Origin of the sequence: Variovorax sp. V116 (assembly GCF_041154435.1) — a bacterium.
Taxonomy (GTDB): Bacteria; Pseudomonadota; Gammaproteobacteria; order Burkholderiales; family Burkholderiaceae_C; genus Variovorax; species Variovorax paradoxus.
Genome location: NZ_AP028661.1, coordinates 4,141,043 through 4,155,904, shown reverse-complemented (window position 1 = coordinate 4,155,904; position 14,862 = coordinate 4,141,043). Strand labels below are relative to the sequence as shown.

Annotated in this window: 13 protein-coding genes; 10 read left to right on the top strand and 3 right to left on the bottom strand. The window is 67.8% G+C overall.

Annotated elements, in window-relative coordinates:
• Nucleotides 1-86 precede the first annotated feature (86 nt).
• The 5 genes from urtB to ACAM58_RS19645 all read left to right on the top strand — a co-directional run bounded on the left by urtB (nucleotide 87) and on the right by ACAM58_RS19645 (nucleotide 6,503).
• A complete protein-coding gene (urtB, locus tag ACAM58_RS19665) occupies nucleotides 87-1,634 on the top strand; it encodes an urea ABC transporter permease subunit UrtB (RefSeq protein WP_369663374.1) in 1,548 nt (515 codons plus the stop codon).
• Nucleotides 1,631-2,848 carry an urea ABC transporter permease subunit UrtC gene (gene urtC / locus ACAM58_RS19660; protein ID WP_369663373.1) on the top strand — a complete coding sequence of 406 codons (1,218 nt, stop codon included), beginning with the start codon at nucleotides 1,631-1,633 and terminating at the stop codon, nucleotides 2,846-2,848. Before urtB ends, urtC begins: the two co-directional genes overlap by 4 nt.
• Before the next feature lie 175 nt (nucleotides 2,849-3,023).
• On the top strand, nucleotides 3,024-3,902 hold the full coding sequence (gene urtD, locus ACAM58_RS19655; RefSeq protein WP_015866785.1) for an urea ABC transporter ATP-binding protein UrtD: 879 nt from the start codon (nucleotides 3,024-3,026) through the stop codon (nucleotides 3,900-3,902).
• 522 nt (nucleotides 3,903-4,424) lie between these two features.
• Nucleotides 4,425-5,117, top strand: coding sequence for an urea ABC transporter ATP-binding subunit UrtE (gene urtE, locus ACAM58_RS19650; protein ID WP_369663372.1), 693 nt, complete (start codon nucleotides 4,425-4,427; stop codon nucleotides 5,115-5,117).
• A 126-nt stretch (nucleotides 5,118-5,243) separates the two neighbouring features.
• Nucleotides 5,244-6,503: an MFS transporter gene (locus ACAM58_RS19645; protein WP_369663371.1), complete on the top strand. Its 1,260-nt coding sequence runs from the start codon at nucleotides 5,244-5,246 to the stop codon at nucleotides 6,501-6,503.
• Between the two features lie 5 nt (nucleotides 6,504-6,508).
• Here ACAM58_RS19645 and ACAM58_RS19640 read toward each other — a convergent pair whose 3' ends face one another.
• Complete coding sequence (locus ACAM58_RS19640) at nucleotides 6,509-7,174, bottom strand: anti-sigma factor (RefSeq protein WP_369663370.1); 666 nt, start codon at nucleotides 7,172-7,174, stop codon at nucleotides 6,509-6,511.
• The gene (locus ACAM58_RS19635; protein ID WP_062365801.1) at nucleotides 7,161-7,724 is read right to left on the bottom strand and encodes a sigma-70 family RNA polymerase sigma factor; all 564 of its coding nucleotides are present in this window, start codon (nucleotides 7,722-7,724) and stop codon (nucleotides 7,161-7,163) included. The genes ACAM58_RS19640 and ACAM58_RS19635 overlap by 14 nt, the downstream gene beginning before the upstream one ends.
• Before the next feature lie 136 nt (nucleotides 7,725-7,860).
• On the opposite strand from ACAM58_RS19635, the gene ACAM58_RS19630 reads away from it, so the two are divergent.
• Entirely contained in the window at nucleotides 7,861-9,117 is a 1,257-nt protein-coding gene (locus tag ACAM58_RS19630; RefSeq protein ID WP_369663369.1) for a plastocyanin/azurin family copper-binding protein, read from the top strand.
• Nucleotides 9,118-9,125: 8 nt separating this feature from the next.
• Here ACAM58_RS19630 and ACAM58_RS19625 read toward each other — a convergent pair whose 3' ends face one another.
• Nucleotides 9,126-10,085 carry a sugar-binding transcriptional regulator gene (locus ACAM58_RS19625; RefSeq protein WP_369663368.1) on the bottom strand — a complete coding sequence of 320 codons (960 nt, stop codon included), beginning with the start codon at nucleotides 10,083-10,085 and terminating at the stop codon, nucleotides 9,126-9,128.
• Nucleotides 10,086-10,259: 174 nt separating this feature from the next.
• On the opposite strand from ACAM58_RS19625, the gene ACAM58_RS19620 reads away from it, so the two are divergent.
• Genes ACAM58_RS19620 through ACAM58_RS19605 form a run of 4 tightly spaced genes read left to right on the top strand, consistent with a single transcriptional unit; the run spans nucleotide 10,260 to nucleotide 14,853 of the window.
• A complete protein-coding gene (locus tag ACAM58_RS19620; protein ID WP_369663367.1) occupies nucleotides 10,260-11,612 on the top strand; it encodes an iron-containing alcohol dehydrogenase in 1,353 nt (450 codons plus the stop codon).
• Between the two features lie 45 nt (nucleotides 11,613-11,657).
• Entirely contained in the window at nucleotides 11,658-12,986 is a 1,329-nt protein-coding gene (locus ACAM58_RS19615; protein ID WP_369663366.1) for an extracellular solute-binding protein, read from the top strand.
• A gap of 13 nt (nucleotides 12,987-12,999) precedes the next feature.
• Nucleotides 13,000-13,908: an ABC transporter permease subunit gene (locus ACAM58_RS19610; protein WP_369663365.1), complete on the top strand. Its 909-nt coding sequence runs from the start codon at nucleotides 13,000-13,002 to the stop codon at nucleotides 13,906-13,908.
• A gap of 24 nt (nucleotides 13,909-13,932) precedes the next feature.
• Nucleotides 13,933-14,853: an ABC transporter permease subunit gene (locus ACAM58_RS19605; RefSeq protein WP_369663364.1), complete on the top strand. Its 921-nt coding sequence runs from the start codon at nucleotides 13,933-13,935 to the stop codon at nucleotides 14,851-14,853.
• Nucleotides 14,854-14,862: the final 9 nt, after the last annotated feature.

Genomic DNA, 14,862 nt, shown 5'->3' with positions numbered 1-14,862 from the left:
CCTCACCCCAACCCTCTCCCCCAGGGGAGAGGGGCAACACGAAACTCACGATGCTTCGACGACCCCTTCACTGTGCACTCGCCGCCATGCTGTTCATGGCATCGGCCGTCCACGCGCTGACCGCCGACGAAGCCCGCGCCATCGCCTCGGGCGAATCCGAGGCGCGCATCAGCGCGCTCAACAAGGCCGTGCTCACGGCCGACGACAAGACCGCCGCGTTCATCCAGGCGATGTCCGAGGACGCGGTCAAGTACACCGAAGACAAGGTCTTCGTGATGAAGGACGACAAGGGCTACGACCCCGTGACCGGCGCCGAGCTGAAGGTGCCCGACACGGCCGAGGACGTGGTCAACAACAACCTCATGCGCGGCGCGCTCGATGCCGCGCAGGCCGCGCTCAAGCTCACGAGCAAGGACGACGCGGTGCGCGCCGAAGCCGCGCAGGCGCTCTTCAAGGAGCCCGACGAATCGCGCGTGCCGATGGTCGAGAAGGCGCTGGCCGCCGAGACCAACCCCGGCATCAAGGCGCAGCTGCAGCTGGTGCGCGCCGCCAGCATGCTCACCAGCGCCGACAAGGCCAGGCGCCTTGCCGCGGCCAAGGAGCTCGGCGCCAACACCAGCCCCGACACCAAGCTGCTGCTCAACCAGCGCCTGGCCGACGAGACCGAGCCCGACGTCAAGGCCGCCATCGTCGCCTCCATCGCGAGCATCGACGGCTCGCTGGTCTGGGGCGACCGCATCAACGCGGTGTTCAGCGGCATCAGCCTGGGCTCGGTGCTGCTGCTGGCCGCGCTGGGCCTGGCCATCACCTACGGCCTGATGGGCGTCATCAACATGGCGCACGGCGAGCTGATGATGATCGGCGCCTACGCCACCTACGTGATGCAGGGCATCTTCCAGCGCTACATGCCCGAGGCGGCTTTCGGCTGGTACCTGGTGGCGGCCATTCCGGTGGCCTTCCTGAGTTCCGCGCTGGTGGGCGCGGTGCTCGAGCGCGGCGTGATCCGCTTCCTCTACGGCCGGCCGCTCGAGACGCTGCTGGCCACCTGGGGCATCAGCCTGATGCTGCAGCAGCTCGTGCGTTCGCTGTTCGGCGCGCAGAACGTGGGCGTGGAAAATCCCGGCTGGATGAGCGGCGGCTTCACCATGCTGAGCAACGTCACGCTGCCGTGGAACCGCATCTGCATCATCGTCTTTGCGGTGCTGGTGCTGCTTGCGATGGGCTGGCTCATCGGCCGCACGCGGCTGGGCCTGTTCGTGCGCGGCGTCACGCAGAACCGGCCGATCGCATCGTGCATGGGCGTGAACACCGCGCGCATCGACACCTACGCCTTCGCGCTCGGCTCCGGCATTGCGGGCCTCGCGGGCTGCGCGCTGAGCCAGATCGGCAACGTCGGGCCCGACCTCGGCCAAAGCTACATCGTCGACAGCTTCATGGTGGTCGTGATGGGCGGCGTGGGCCAGCTCGCGGGCACGGTGTATGCGGCCATGGGCCTGGGCATTCTCAACAAGTTCATCGAAGGCTGGGCGGGTGCGGTGCTCGCGAAGATCGCGGTGCTCGTTTTCATCATCATCTTCATTCAAAAGAGACCTCAAGGCATCTTCGCCATGAAGGGCCGGAGCGCAGAAGCATGAGCAAGGTTGTGTTGCCAACCAAAGGTCCGCTGTTGAGCGGCAAGGGCTGGACGGCCTTCTTCGTCGCGCTGATCGTGGTGTGCGCGGTGGCGCCGGTGCTCAACATGATGGTGCCGCCCGGCAGCCCGCTGCACATGAGCGACTACGCGGTGGCGCTGGTCGGCAAGATCATGTGCTACGCGATCTGCGCGCTGGCCATGGACCTGATCTGGGGCTACACCGGCATCCTCTCGCTGGGCCACGGCCTCTTCTTTGCGCTCGGCGGCTACATGATGGGCATGTACCTGATGCGCCAGATCGGCCGCGACGGCAACTACAAGAGCGACCTGCCGGACTTCATGGTGTTCCTCGACTGGAAGACGCTGCCCTGGCACTGGACCTTCAGCGACGGCTTCATTGCCACGCTGGTGCTGATCGTCGCGGTGCCGGGCCTCATTGCCTTCGTGTTCGGCTTCTTCGCGTTCCGCTCGCGCATCAAGGGCGTGTATTTTTCGATCATCACGCAGGCCATGACCTTTGCCGCGATGCTGCTGTTCTTCCGCAACGAGACGGGCTTTGGCGGCAACAACGGTTTTACCGACTTCAAGCGCATCCTGGGCATTCCGATCGCCACGCAGGAAATGCGCATGACGCTCTTCGCGCTCACAGGCCTCACGCTGCTGGGCTTCTTCCTGTTTGCGAAGTGGCTCATCGCAAGCAAGTTCGGCCGCGTGCTGCAGGCCATCCGCGACGCCGAAACGCGTGTGATGTTCTCGGGCTACAACCCGCTGCCCTACAAGCTCACGATCTGGGTCATCTCGGCCGTGATGTGCGGCGTGGCCGGTGCCTTGTATGTGCCGCAGGTGGGCATCATCAACCCCGGCGAGATGAGCGCGGCCAACTCCATCGAGATCGCGATCTGGGCCGCGGTGGGCGGGCGCGCGACGCTGATCGGGCCGATCATCGGCGCCTTCATCGTCAACGGCGCGAAGAGCTGGCTCACGGTGGCCTACCCCGAGTACTGGCTGTACTTCCTGGGGGCCTTGTTCATTGCCGTCACGCTGTTCCTGCCGAACGGTATCGTGGGCCTGGTGAAGAAATGGCTGTCGCGTGAAAAGGCGGCGCCGAGCGCCGGCCGAGAGGAAGCACAGCGCGCCATGGCTGCCGCGCAAGGCGTGGAGCCGGAGGCGCTGCACGCACCGCTGGTGGCCGAAGTGAAGGGAGCGCGTGCATGAGCCGCCGGGCCGCTCCCAAGGCGAATACCGCAGCGCGAAGCGCGGAGGTTTCTGAAATGAGCCGCCGGGCCGCTCCCAAGGCGAATACCGCAGCGCGAAGCGCGGAGGTTTCTGAAATGAGCCGCCGGGCCGCTCCCAAGGCGAATACCGCAGCGCGAAGCGCGGAGGTTTCTGAATGACACCCGACCTGATGGAAGCCGGCGCCGAGCGCGCCGCCCGCGCCAAGGGCATGCACCACGCGGGCGGCAGCACCGAATCGGGCGGCCGCTCCGCCGACTTCGGCCGCATCGCAACGCCGGGCGAAGTGGACGTGACGCACGGCCGCATCCTCTACCTGGAGGACGTGAGCGTGAGCTTCGACGGCTTCAAGGCCATCAACAAGCTGTCGCTCGACATTGCGCCGGGCGAGCTGCGCTGCATCATCGGCCCGAACGGTGCGGGCAAGACGACGATGATGGACATCATCACCGGCAAGACGCGGCCCGACGAGGGCACGGTGTTCTTCGGCAGCACCATCGACCTGCTGCGCCATCGCGAGGCCGACATCGCGCAGCTGGGTATCGGCCGCAAGTTCCAGAAGCCGACGGTGTTCGAGCATCTCACGGTGTTCGAGAACCTCGAGCTCGCACTCAAGACCAACAAGGGCGTTCGCGCCTCGATGCTGTTCAGGCTCGACTCGGCGCAGAGCGACCGCCTCGCCGAGGTGCTGCAGACCATTCACCTGGCCGACAGTGTGTCGCGCCTGGCCGGCAACCTGAGCCATGGCCAGAAGCAGTGGCTCGAGATCGGCATGCTGCTGATGCAGGACCCGAAACTGCTGCTGCTCGACGAGCCCGTGGCCGGCATGACCGACGAGGAAACGGCGCGCACCGCAGAGCTGTTCCTCACGCTCAAGGGCAAGCATTCGCTGATGGTGGTGGAGCACGACATGAGCTTCATCCGCACCATTTCCGAGATCGTCACCGTGCTGTGCGACGGGTCCGTGCTGGCGCAGGGCACGCTGGACGAGGTGCAGGCGGATGAACGCGTGATCGAGGTTTATCTTGGGCGGTGAATGGGTCGCTGTTGGTGTCCGGGGCTCGGCGACGGGGGCTGTGCCCTTGAGCGGCCGACGTCACCGGCCCTTCGGGCTTCCCTGCGCTGCTCGCGACGGGCGGGGTCTCGCAGAACTCGCTTCGCTCAAACAGCTGCGAGCCCTGATCCGCCCGTCGCTGCGCTGCTCGGCGGTGCCTCAACGGCCGCCCAAGGGCACAGCCCCCGTCGCCGTGGTCAGAGCCGCGGTGCACCCCCTGACTTCCTCCCTCTCCCTCCGGGAGAGGGCAGGGGTGAGGGCCGACGGCCTCAGCACGACGACCAGCGCCCGGTATGCGGCGCGGCGTGGGCGGCCCCTCTGTGCCGCCGAGGAGCGCAGCGTTTCGCGGATCAGGGCTCGCAGCTGTTTGAGCGAAGCGAGTTCTGCGAGACCCCGCGAAACGCGAGCACCGCAGGGCAGCCCGAAGGGCCGGCATAGTGGGGCCGACCGCGCCGTGCCGCATACCGGGCGCCTCCAAAAAGAACAAAGGAAGGCGCCAACAAAATGCTGACAGTCAAAAACATCCACCAGTACTACGGCGGCTCCCACATCCTCAGAGACGTGAGCTTCGAGGCCACGCTGGGCAAGGTCACCGTATTGCTGGGCCGCAACGGCGTAGGCAAGACCACGCTGCTGAAGTCGCTCATGGGCTTGGTGCCCATCAAGAGCGGCGGCATCGAACTCGAAGGCAAGCCAATCCACAAGGCCACGCCTTACGACAGGGCAAGAGCAGGCATCGGCTTCGTCCCCCAGGGCAGAGAGATCTTTGCCAGGCTCACGGTCGAGGAAAACCTGCGCATGGGCCTGGCCTACAAGAGCGGCAGCACGCCCATTCCGTCGGAGCTGTTCGACCTGTTCCCCGTGCTCAAGCAGATGATCAACCGGAGAGGCGGCGACCTCTCCGGCGGCCAGCAGCAGCAGCTTGCGATCGCCCGCGCGCTCGCGCCCAAGCCCAAGCTCTTGATCCTCGACGAGCCCACCGAAGGCATCCAGCCCAGCATCATCAAGGACATCGGCCGCGTCATCCGCATGCTGGCCGACCGCGGCGACATGGCCATCGTGCTGTGCGAGCAGTACTACGACTTTGCGCAGGAACTGGCCGACGACTACCTCGTGATGGAGCGCGGCGAGGTCATTGCGCGCGGCCTCGGCAAGGACATGGAAGCGCAGGGCGTGCGCCAGCTCGTCGCGATCTGACAACGGGCCACGGGCCGGCATCCCGGTATCAGCCTTGCAGCATCGCCGTATCGGCAGAAATTCAGGGTTTACCCTAAAATCAGTCCTCTGCCCGCTGCCGCCGGGCACCCCCCCAGGAGCCTGGCCTTGAACGCCTCCCCACCCGCGCTGGACGGCGCGGACACCGACATTTCCGTTGTTTCCCCCGCCGCACGGCCCGTGAATTTCCTGCGCGCCGTGCTTGCGCTCGGCGTCGGCGGCTTCGCCATCGGCACCGGCGAGTTCGTGATCATGGGCCTCTTGCCCGAAGTGGCCAAGGACATCGACGTCAGCATTCCCCAGGCCGGCCACGTCATCAGCGCCTATGCGCTCGGCGTGGTCATCGGCGCCCCGGTGCTCGCGGTGCTGGCGGCCGGCTGGGGCCGACGCGCGCTGCTGATCGCCCTCATGGCCGTGTTTGCCGCGGGCAACTTCGCGAGCGCGATGGCGCCCGGCTACCTGTCGCTCAACCTGCTGCGCTTTGCCACCGGGCTGCCGCACGGCACCTACTTCGGCGTGGCCGCGCTGGTGGCCGCCACGCTCGCACCGCCCGGGCGCCGGGCGCGCGCCGTGGGCCTCGTGATGCTGGGGCTCACCGGCGCCACGCTGGTCGGCGTGCCCATCGCGGCATGGCTCGGCCAGCTGTTCGGCTGGCGCGCCGCCTTCGTGTTCGTCGGCCTCATCGCGCTGGCGGCCGTGGCGCTGCTGCGCCGCGACATCCCCGACCTGGCGCCGCCCGCAGGCGCCAGCCCCTGGCGCGAGCTCGGCGCGCTCAAGCGCAAGCAGGTGTGGTTCACGCTCGGCATCGGCGCCATCGGCTTCGGCGGCATGTTCTCGGTGTTCAGCTACATCAAGCCCACGCTGATCGAAGTGGCCGGCTTGCCGCTGGGCGGCGTGCCTTTCGTGCTTGCGCTGTTCGGCCTGGGCATGGTCACCGGCAACCTCGTCGGCTCGCGGCTGGCCGACAAGTCGCTGATGCGCACCATCGGCGGCCTGCTCGTCTATGCGGCGCTGGTGCTCGCGATGTTCTCGTTCGCAGCGCACCACGTGGTCGCCGCGGCGGTCAACGTGTTTCTCATCGGCACCACCGTGGCCATCGGCCCGGCGCTGCAGATCCGCCTGATGGACGTGGCCGGCGACGCGCAGACGCTCGCCGCGGCGCTCAACCACTCGGCCTTCAACATGGCCAATGCGCTGGGCGCCTGGCTCGGCGGCGTGGCCATTGCGGCCGGGCTGGGCTGGACCTCGACCGGGTGGGTGGGTGCGCTGCTCGCGCTCGCGGGCATGGGGGTGTTCGGCTGGGCGATCGCGAGCGCGCGTGCCGAGGCGCGGCCGGGCAAGATCGCCTGCGAAGGTTCGGCGGGCTAGGGCTGCTACGGCCCGGTGCGCTCGCGCATCAGCGAGGCAAACTTCCGCAGCTCGGCCGCATTCAGGTCCGACACCGCCCACGCCTGCATGCCGCCCTCGGCCCAGTGCGCGAGCTGGTAGCCCTGCCGCGTGGAGAACGCGGGCGGCTGCACCTTCGCATCGGCCGCGGGCCAGACAAACAGGTTGATGACGTGCGGCCCTGAGCGATAGACCAGCGCCGCCACGGTCCGCCCGTCGAGGTAGTCGAGCCGCCCGCCCGCCAACGGAAAACCGTCGGACGCCAGGTCCACCACCGGCGGCGAGAAGTCGAGCTTGCCGGCAAACCAGGGCTTCACCGTGTGCTGGTCGGACGAGGTTACGTCCGCCAGGTGCGCCGCCATCAGCGAGCGCACGTGGTTGGCCGTGACCGCCTCGCCGAGCGCGTCCTGCGGCGGCACCGGCGCTGCCAGCAGAACGAGCGCGAGACCCCAGGCCGTTGCCGCCCCCGTACCGAACCAGGCGAGCCCCCGCCACCAGCCGTGCCGGCCGGGCACTGCAGCGGCAGGCGCGGCAGCCGCTCCGGCCTCGGACCGCACCGACTGCGCGATGCGCTCGGCCAGCCCCGCGGGCGGCGCGTGCCGCACGGCGTGGCGCCGGATCAGCGGCCCCAGCTCGTCGTCATGAATTTGCATGCTGTGTCCTTTCGGTCCCGTCCCCGGGGCGTTCATCGCGCAGGCTTTCGCGCAGCAATGCCCGCGCACGCGACAACCGCGACATCACCGTGCCCAGGGGGACACCCGCGATGCGTGCGATGTCCTCGTAGCGCATCTCTTCGAGCTCGCGCAGCACGATGACTTCGCGATAGGCCGCGGGCAGGGCGTCGATGGCGGCGTTGATGCGCTCGCCCTGCGCGCGCTGCTCCCACTGCCGGGCCGGGTCGGCGCATTCCGCGGAAGCGGGTGGCATGGCCCCGCTGTCGCGCAACTCGTCGAACTCGAGCTGGTCGGCCAGTTGCCGGTTCTGCCGCATCCAGTCGTAGCAGGCGTTGCGCACGATGCCGAGCAGCCACGGCCGTGCGCTCTCGCCGCGCAGCCCGTCGAAAAAGCGGAAGGCACGCAGGTACGCCTCCTGCACCGCATCGTCGGCCAGCTGGTCGTCGCGCAGCAGCCAGCGCGCAAGGTTCCATGCCGCATCGAGATGCGGCAGCGCGGCGGCTTCGAACTGGCGTGTGCGGTCGGTCAACGGGCTTCTTCTTCCTGCATGACGTGGCAGCTGCGCGTTCTATTCCATCTTTTTTTTGGACCGGGGAATAAGCAGGGCACGCCATGCGTCATGCCCTGTGCCGATTCTCTTCCTACTCTTTCAGGAGTTCTTCATCATGATCGCCATTCCCGGGTTTGTGCGCATCCTCGTCGTTCTCGCGGCGCTGGGCGCTTCGGCCTTCTGCGCATTCGCAGCCGGCCCCAAGGCCTACGTCGGCAATTTCAAGGACAGCACGGTCAGCGTGATCGACACCGGCACCGAGCGCGTGCTCGCCACCGTGCCGGTGGCCACGGGGCCGGACGGCATCGTCATCTCGCCGGATGGGCGCAGCGTGTTCGTCAGCGGCTCCGGCGCCTCGGCGGTGAGCGAGATCGACGCAGCCAGCGACGGCGTGGCGCGCACCATCGAGGTCGGCAAGGGCCCGCAGGGCCTCGCCGCCACGGCCGACGGACGCTGGCTGCTGGTGGCCGTCAACGGCGACGACCGCGTGGCCTTCATCGACACCGCGACGCACGCCGTCAGCGCCACCGTGCCCGTGCCCAAGCCGCACACCATCGCCGTGCGGCCCGACGGCCGGCAGGCCTACGTCGCCTCGCAGGAGCCGGGGCACTTCGCACTGGTGGTCGTCGACCTGGCGGCGCGCACGGTGGTCGCGGAGATCCCGCTCGAGAAAGCGCCGCGCGACCTGGAGTTCGGCCACGACGGCAAGGCGCTGTACCTGACCCTGGCGGGCGTGCCCGCCGTGCAGGTGCTGGACCCGGCGACGAACCAGTGGCTGGCGCCGATACCGACCGGCGTATCGCCCCACATCGCCCAGCACTTCGCCGGCATGGCGAGCGGCGTGGTGGTCGTGCAGGGGCCGGGCGAGGTCTTGCTCTTCGACCCGGCCACGCGGGCGCCGGGCCGCAGCATCGGCGTGGACAAGCAGCCGCACTGGCTCGACCTGTCGGCCGACGGCAAGAAGCTGTGGGTGAGCAACGAAGGCTCCAACGACGTCAGCGTGGTCGACCTTGCCGGCGGCCCGATGCACACCGTGCCGGTCGGCAACGCGCCGCGCAAGGTGGCGGTGCAGCGCGCCCCGTCCGCAGGCACCGCGCATGCATCGCAGGCCGGCGTTTCCGCGCAGGTGGTGGCGATCCGCAACTTCGCCTTCGAGCCGGCGCAGATCACCGTCAAGGCGGGCCAGAGCGTGACCTGGAAGAACGACGACGGCGCGCCGCACGGCGTGGCCTTCAAGGACGGCACCGCGGGCATGGACCTCATGCTGCCCGGCAAGAGCTTCACCCGGACCTTCGACAAGCCGGGCGTGCACGACTACGCCTGCTCGGTGCATTCCTACATGACGGCGCGCGTGACGGTGCTCGCGCCCTGAGGGAAGGCTCAGCGCTCCTGCAGCGCCTGGTAGAGCTTCAGCGCCGTGCGCGCCGTCTGCTCGTCGCAGATCAGCACCGACAGCAGCCTGGCCCGCAGCACCGCCGCAATGATCGGCGCCTTGTTCTCGCCGCCCGAGGCGACGATCACCGTCGGGATGCGCGCCAGCTCCTCGAGTGAGGGCGCGACCACGCGCTGGTTCAGCGCATGCTTCACCGGGTTGCCGTGGCGGTCGAGGAACTGGCCGATGATGTCGCCCACCGCCTTGGCCTGGCGCAGCTCGGCCACCTGCACGTCCTTCGGCAGGCCGTAGCGCACCAGCAGCGAGCGCGTGCTCAGGTCGCCCACGCTCAGCAGCGCCACGTCGTTGGCCGCGATCTGGCCGAAGGCTTCCTTGAAGACATCCTGCGAGACGATGGTGTCGCGCGACCTGGCGCTGCCCGCGTACAGGGGCGCGGCCAGGTAGCTGCACTGCGCGCCCAGCCTCGCGGCCAGTGCGCTGGCCGTCTCGAAGGTGTTGATCTCCAGGCCGCGCGTCAGGCCGCCCATCATCGAGTTGACGTGCACCTCGGGCCATTGGCCCGGCGCGACGTGGCGTATGGCCTCGCGCAGGGTGGCGCCCCAGCCCACGCCCACGCCGCGCACGCGGTTCGTCTCGATGTGCCTCGACAGGTATTCGCCGGCCGTTCGCCCCAGCAGCACGGGAATGAGATCGGGGCTCTCGGGCGTGGGAATGATCGTTGCCTCGCGCAGGCCGCAGACGCTGCGCAGTTCTTCTTCCAGCCGCAGGCAGCTCTCGTGGCGCGAGTTGATCTTGATGCTGACCAGCCCGCTCTCGCGCGCCTCGCCCAGCAGGCGGTTCACGCGCAGCCGCGTGAGGCCGAGCTTCGTGGCGATGCCGTCCTGCGTCAGGCCCTCCATGTAGTAGAGCCAGGCCACGCGCACCGCCACCTGATCTTCCTCAGCCATCCGAATTCTCCGTGGTTGTCGTCGTCGATTCTGCGGCCGCGATGGTGGCACGGGTGTGGCGGATTCCGCGCCGCGGGCCCGCCGATCTACGGGTAGTCACGTGGTTGAAACAAATGTCTTTCAAACTATACACTTGTTCATCGACCGGAAAACGGCGTCCAGATTGCAGGAGACATGAGCGATTCGTCATCCCCCCTGAAGGCCGCGCTGCGCGATGCGGCGGTCACCAAGGAAGTCGTCATCGAGCACGCCGCGGTGCGCTCGCTGCCCGGCGTGCTGCAGCGCTGCGCGCCGGGCCGGCGCTGGATGCTGGTGGCCGACGAGAACACCTGGGATGCGGTGGGCGCGTCGGCGCAGGCCCTGCTCGAATCGCAGGGCGTGTCCTGTGCGCCGCCGCTGGTCTTTCCTGCGAAGCCTCGCCTGAAGCCGCGCGTGGCGCGCTCGGCGGCCATCGCACAGCAGCTTTCCGCGCAGGCGGCCACGCCGATCGCGGTGGGCTCGGGCGTCGTCAGCGACCTGGCCAAGCATGCGGCCTCGCTCGCCGGCCAACCCTATGTGTGCCTTGCAACCGCCGCCTCCATGGATGGCTACGCGGCCTCCGGCGCCGCGCTGCTCGATGAAGACGGCTTCAAGCGCACGCTCGCATGCCCGCCGCCGGTGGCGGTGCTGGCCGACCTCGACGTGCTGCGCGCCGCGCCGGCGCGCATGACGGCCTGGGGCTACGGCGACTTGGCCGGCAAGGCCGTGGCCGGCGCCGACTGGCTGCTGGCCGACGCGCTCGGCGTGGAGCCCATCAATCCGCGTCCCTACGCGCTGGTGCAGGACCATCTCGGCGACTGGCTCGGCGCGCCGCAGCGCCTGGCCGTGCACGAGCCGCAGGCACTGGCCGGCTTGCTGGCCGGCCTGCTGGTCAGCGGCTTCGCCATGCAGGCGCATGGCAACTCGCGCCCCGCGAGCGGCAGCGACCACCAGTTCTCGCACCTGTGGGAAATGGAAAACCTGCAGGTCGATGGCGAGCCCGCGGCGCATGGCGCCTGCGTGGGCGTCGGCTGCGTCGCCATGCTGGCGATGTACGAATGGCTCATTGCGCAGCCCGCGGCCGCAATCGCGGCTGCCGCAGCGCAGGCGCATGACGGCCAGGACGAGGCCGCGCTGTCGCGCGAGATCGAGGCCGCCTTCGGCAATGAGGAATTCAGGGCCGCTGCGCGCGGCGAGATGAATGCGAAGGCCGCACTCGGCAGCCGCCGCGCCCGCCTCGACCAGCTGGTGCGCACCTGGCCCGCGCTGCGCGCACAGCTGAAGCGCCAGCTGATCGGCGCGCGCGACATGCAGCAGCGGCTGGCCACCGTCGGCGGCGCGAGCCATCCCGAAGAACTCGGCATCGGCGCCGCCAGGTTCGCCGCCGACCACCGCCGCGCACGCCTCATCCGGCGCCGCTACACGCTGCTCGACCTGCTCGACGACCTGGGCTGGCTCGACCGCGCAATCGCCGGGCAGTTCGCGCCCGGCGGTTTCTGGACCGCCTGAACGCAAGAACACCCCCGGCATCGACACACCCCACAGGAGAACGCGATGAAGATCCAACGACGCAGCACGCTGGCCATGCTGGCCCTTTCATCCACGCTCTGGCTCGCGAGCGGCACACCCGCCGCCGCGCAGCCGGTGCAGGTGCAGTGGTGGCACGCGATGGGCGGCGCGCTCGGCGAGCGCGTGGAAGAACTGGTGAAGAATTTCAACAGCTCGCAGAACAAGTACGCCGTCACCGCCGTCTACAAGGGCAACTACGACGAGGTCATCAACGGCACCATTGCTGCCTACCGCGCCAAGCGCGCGCCGGCGCTCGTGCAGATCTACGAGCGCGGCTTCATGACCATGCTGCTGTCCGATGCAACCATGCCGGTGCAGGACCTGCTCGACCAGCGCGGCTACAAGGTCGAATGGGCCGATTTCGTGAAGCCGGTGGCCGGCTTCTACAGCTACAAGGGCAAGCTGATGACGATGCCCTTCAATTCGTCCTCGCCGATCCTCTGGTACAACAAGGCGCACTTCGAGAAGGCCGGCTTCGCCGGGCCCGCGCAGACCTGGCAGGAGCTGGAGAAGCAGCTCTACGCCATCAAGCAGAAGGGCATCTCGGCCTGCGGCTCGGTGCTCGCGGGCGACTACCACTGGAGCCTGCTCGAGAACTACAGCGCCATCAACGACCTGCCCTATGCCACCAAGGCCAACGGCTACCAGGGGCTGGACACCGAGTTCGTCTACAACAAGACCTCGGTGGTTTCGCAGGTGGCGCGCATCAAGAAATGGATCGACGACGACGTGATGCAGATCGCCGGCCAGGGCCTGAGCCCCGAGCAGCTCTTCACCTCGGGCAAGTGCTCCACCTACTTTGCCTCGACCGCTGCACACAGCGGCATCGAGCGCGAATCCAAGATCGACTGGAGCGCCACCTACCTGCCGTGGGAAGAGGGCAAGCAGCCGAAGAACAGCACCATCGGCGGCGCGTCGCTCTGGGTGATGAAGGGCCAGAAGCCGGCCGAGTACGAGGCCGTGGCCGCCTTCCTCGACTACATCGCCAAGCCCGAGACGCAGTTCTGGTGGGTCAAGGCCACGGGCTACGTGCCGCTGACCAACAAGGCCTACGAGTTGGCCAAGTCGCAGGGCTACTACAAGGAGCATCCGACGCGCGAGATTGCGATCCTGCAGCTCACGCGCGGCACGCCCACGGCCAACTCCACGGGCTTTCACTTCGGCAACTTCACGCAGACCATGATGGCGCAGCGCGACGAGTTCCAGAACGTGGTGGCCGGCAAGAAGACGCCGCAGGTGGCCATGGACGATGCCGTCAAGCGCGGCAACGAGATCCTGCGGCAGTACGAGAAGCTCAACAAGGGCCGCTACTGAGCGGGCGGTACCCATGGCGGCAGCGATCGAAGCGGGCCTGAAGCGTGCGCACTTCAAGGACGTGCGCCTGCCGGCGCTGCTTTTGCTGCCGCAGCTCGCGATCCTGCTGTTCTTCTTTTTCATTCCGTCGTTCCGCGCGCTCGGGCAGGCCTTCTTCCTGTCCGATCCGTTCGGCAACACGGTGCACTTCGTCGGCTTCGACAACTTTGCGCAGCTGCTGCAAAGCGCCACGTACCACGAGTCGGTGCAGGTCACGGTGGTGTTCACCATTTTGCAGAACCTGCTGACCATCGCGGTGGCGCTGGTGCTGGCCTTTGCGAGCGACCGCGTGATCCGCGGCCGCGGCGTCTACAAGGCGATCATCCTGCTGCCCTATGCGATTGCGCCGGTCATCGCGGGCATCCTGTGGGCCTTTCTCTTCAATCCGGCAGTCGGTCCGCTCGCGCAGCTGCTGCATGCGATCGGCCTCGCGTGGGACCCGAACCGCGTGGGCTCGGACGCGATGATCCTGGTCATCCTGGCGGCCTCGTGGAAGCACGTGTGCTACGACTACATCTTTCTGCTGGCCGGTCTGCTGGCGGTGCCTTCTTCCTTGATGGAGGCGGCGGCGGTCGATGGCGCGGGGCCGCTTCGGCGCTTCTTCACCATCGGGTTGCCGCTCTTGATGCCCACGATGTTCTTCCTGGCCGTGATGAACTTCGTCTACGGCTTCTTCGAGATCTTTGCCATCGTCGATGCGGTCACGCAGGGCGGACCGGCGGGCGCGACCAACGTGCTGGTGTTCAAGGTGTATGTCGACGGCTTCATCAACCTGGACCTTGGCTCGTCAGCGGCGCAGTCGGTCATCCTGATGATCTTCGCGCTGCTGATGACATTGCTGCAGTTCCGCTACGTGGAGCGGCGCGTGAGCTACGACGTATGACGCGCGGCGCAAAGGACTCATCGCATGATTGAACGCGCTCCCGTTCTCGACGGCATCTGCCACGCCATCCTGCTGGTGGGCGTGGCCTTTGTCTGCGTGCCGCTCTACCTGGCCTTCGTCGCGGGCTCGCTCACCATCGCAGAAGTGCAGCATGTGCCGCTGCCCTGGCTGCCCGGCGACCAGTTCGTGCAGAACCTGCGCACCGCATGGATGCAGGCCAACTTCGGCCGGCTGTTCTTCAATTCGTTCATCGTGGCGGCGGGCATCACGGTGGGCAAGATCGCGGTGTCGCTGCTGTCGGCCTTTGCCATCACGTACTTCCGCTTCCGTTTTCGCATGACGGCGTTCTGGCTCATCTTCGTGTCGCTAATGCTGCCGATCGAGGTGCGCATCTCGCCCACCTACGAATCGGTGGCGAACGCGGCGCTGCCGCTGCAGTGGCTGGTGGAGGCGCTGCACCTTTCGTCGGCGTGGAATGCCATCACGGGCCACACCATCGACATCCAGCTGCAGTGGAACATGGTCGACACCTACCCGGGCCTCATCCTGCCGCTGATCGCCTCGGCCTCGGCCACCTTCCTGTTCCGCCAGTTCTTCCTCACGGTGCCCGACGAGCTGTGCGAGGCGGCGCGGATCGACGGCGCTTCGCCGATGCATTTCTTCTGGACCATCCTGCTGCCGCTGTCGCGCTCCAACATCGCGGCGCTCGCGATCATTCTTTTCCTGTACGGCTGGAACCAGTATCTCTGGCCGCTGCTCTTCACCACCGACAAGGACATGGCCACCGCGGTGATCGGCCTCAAGCACCTGATCCCGCGCGCCGATTCGCAGCCCGCCTGGAACGTGGCGATGAGCGCCGCGCTCCTCACGATGCTGCCGCCCATCATTGTGGTGGTGGCGCTGCAGCGCTCGTTCGTCAAGGGGCTGGTGGACAGCAGCAAATAGGCAAAGGAC

Excerpts from the sequence above, each read along its gene's own strand:
- urtE (WP_369663372.1), top strand. The coding sequence starts at position 4,425 with ATGCTGACAGTCAAAAACATCCACCAGTACTACGGCGGCTCCCACATC.
- urtC (WP_369663373.1), top strand. The coding sequence starts at position 1,631 with ATGAGCAAGGTTGTGTTGCCAACCAAAGGTCCGCTGTTGAGCGGCAAG.
- ACAM58_RS19640 (WP_369663370.1), bottom strand. The coding sequence starts at position 7,174 with ATGCAAATTCATGACGACGAGCTGGGGCCGCTGATCCGGCGCCACGCC.
- urtD (WP_015866785.1), top strand. The coding sequence starts at position 3,024 with ATGACACCCGACCTGATGGAAGCCGGCGCCGAGCGCGCCGCCCGCGCC.
- urtB (WP_369663374.1), top strand. The coding sequence starts at position 87 with ATGCTGTTCATGGCATCGGCCGTCCACGCGCTGACCGCCGACGAAGCC.
- ACAM58_RS19630 (WP_369663369.1), top strand. The coding sequence starts at position 7,861 with ATGATCGCCATTCCCGGGTTTGTGCGCATCCTCGTCGTTCTCGCGGCG.
- ACAM58_RS19610 (WP_369663365.1), top strand. The coding sequence starts at position 13,000 with ATGGCGGCAGCGATCGAAGCGGGCCTGAAGCGTGCGCACTTCAAGGAC.
- ACAM58_RS19620 (WP_369663367.1), top strand. The coding sequence starts at position 10,260 with ATGAGCGATTCGTCATCCCCCCTGAAGGCCGCGCTGCGCGATGCGGCG.
- ACAM58_RS19605 (WP_369663364.1), top strand. The coding sequence starts at position 13,933 with ATGATTGAACGCGCTCCCGTTCTCGACGGCATCTGCCACGCCATCCTG.
- ACAM58_RS19615 (WP_369663366.1), top strand. The coding sequence starts at position 11,658 with ATGAAGATCCAACGACGCAGCACGCTGGCCATGCTGGCCCTTTCATCC.
- ACAM58_RS19625 (WP_369663368.1), bottom strand. The coding sequence starts at position 10,085 with ATGGCTGAGGAAGATCAGGTGGCGGTGCGCGTGGCCTGGCTCTACTAC.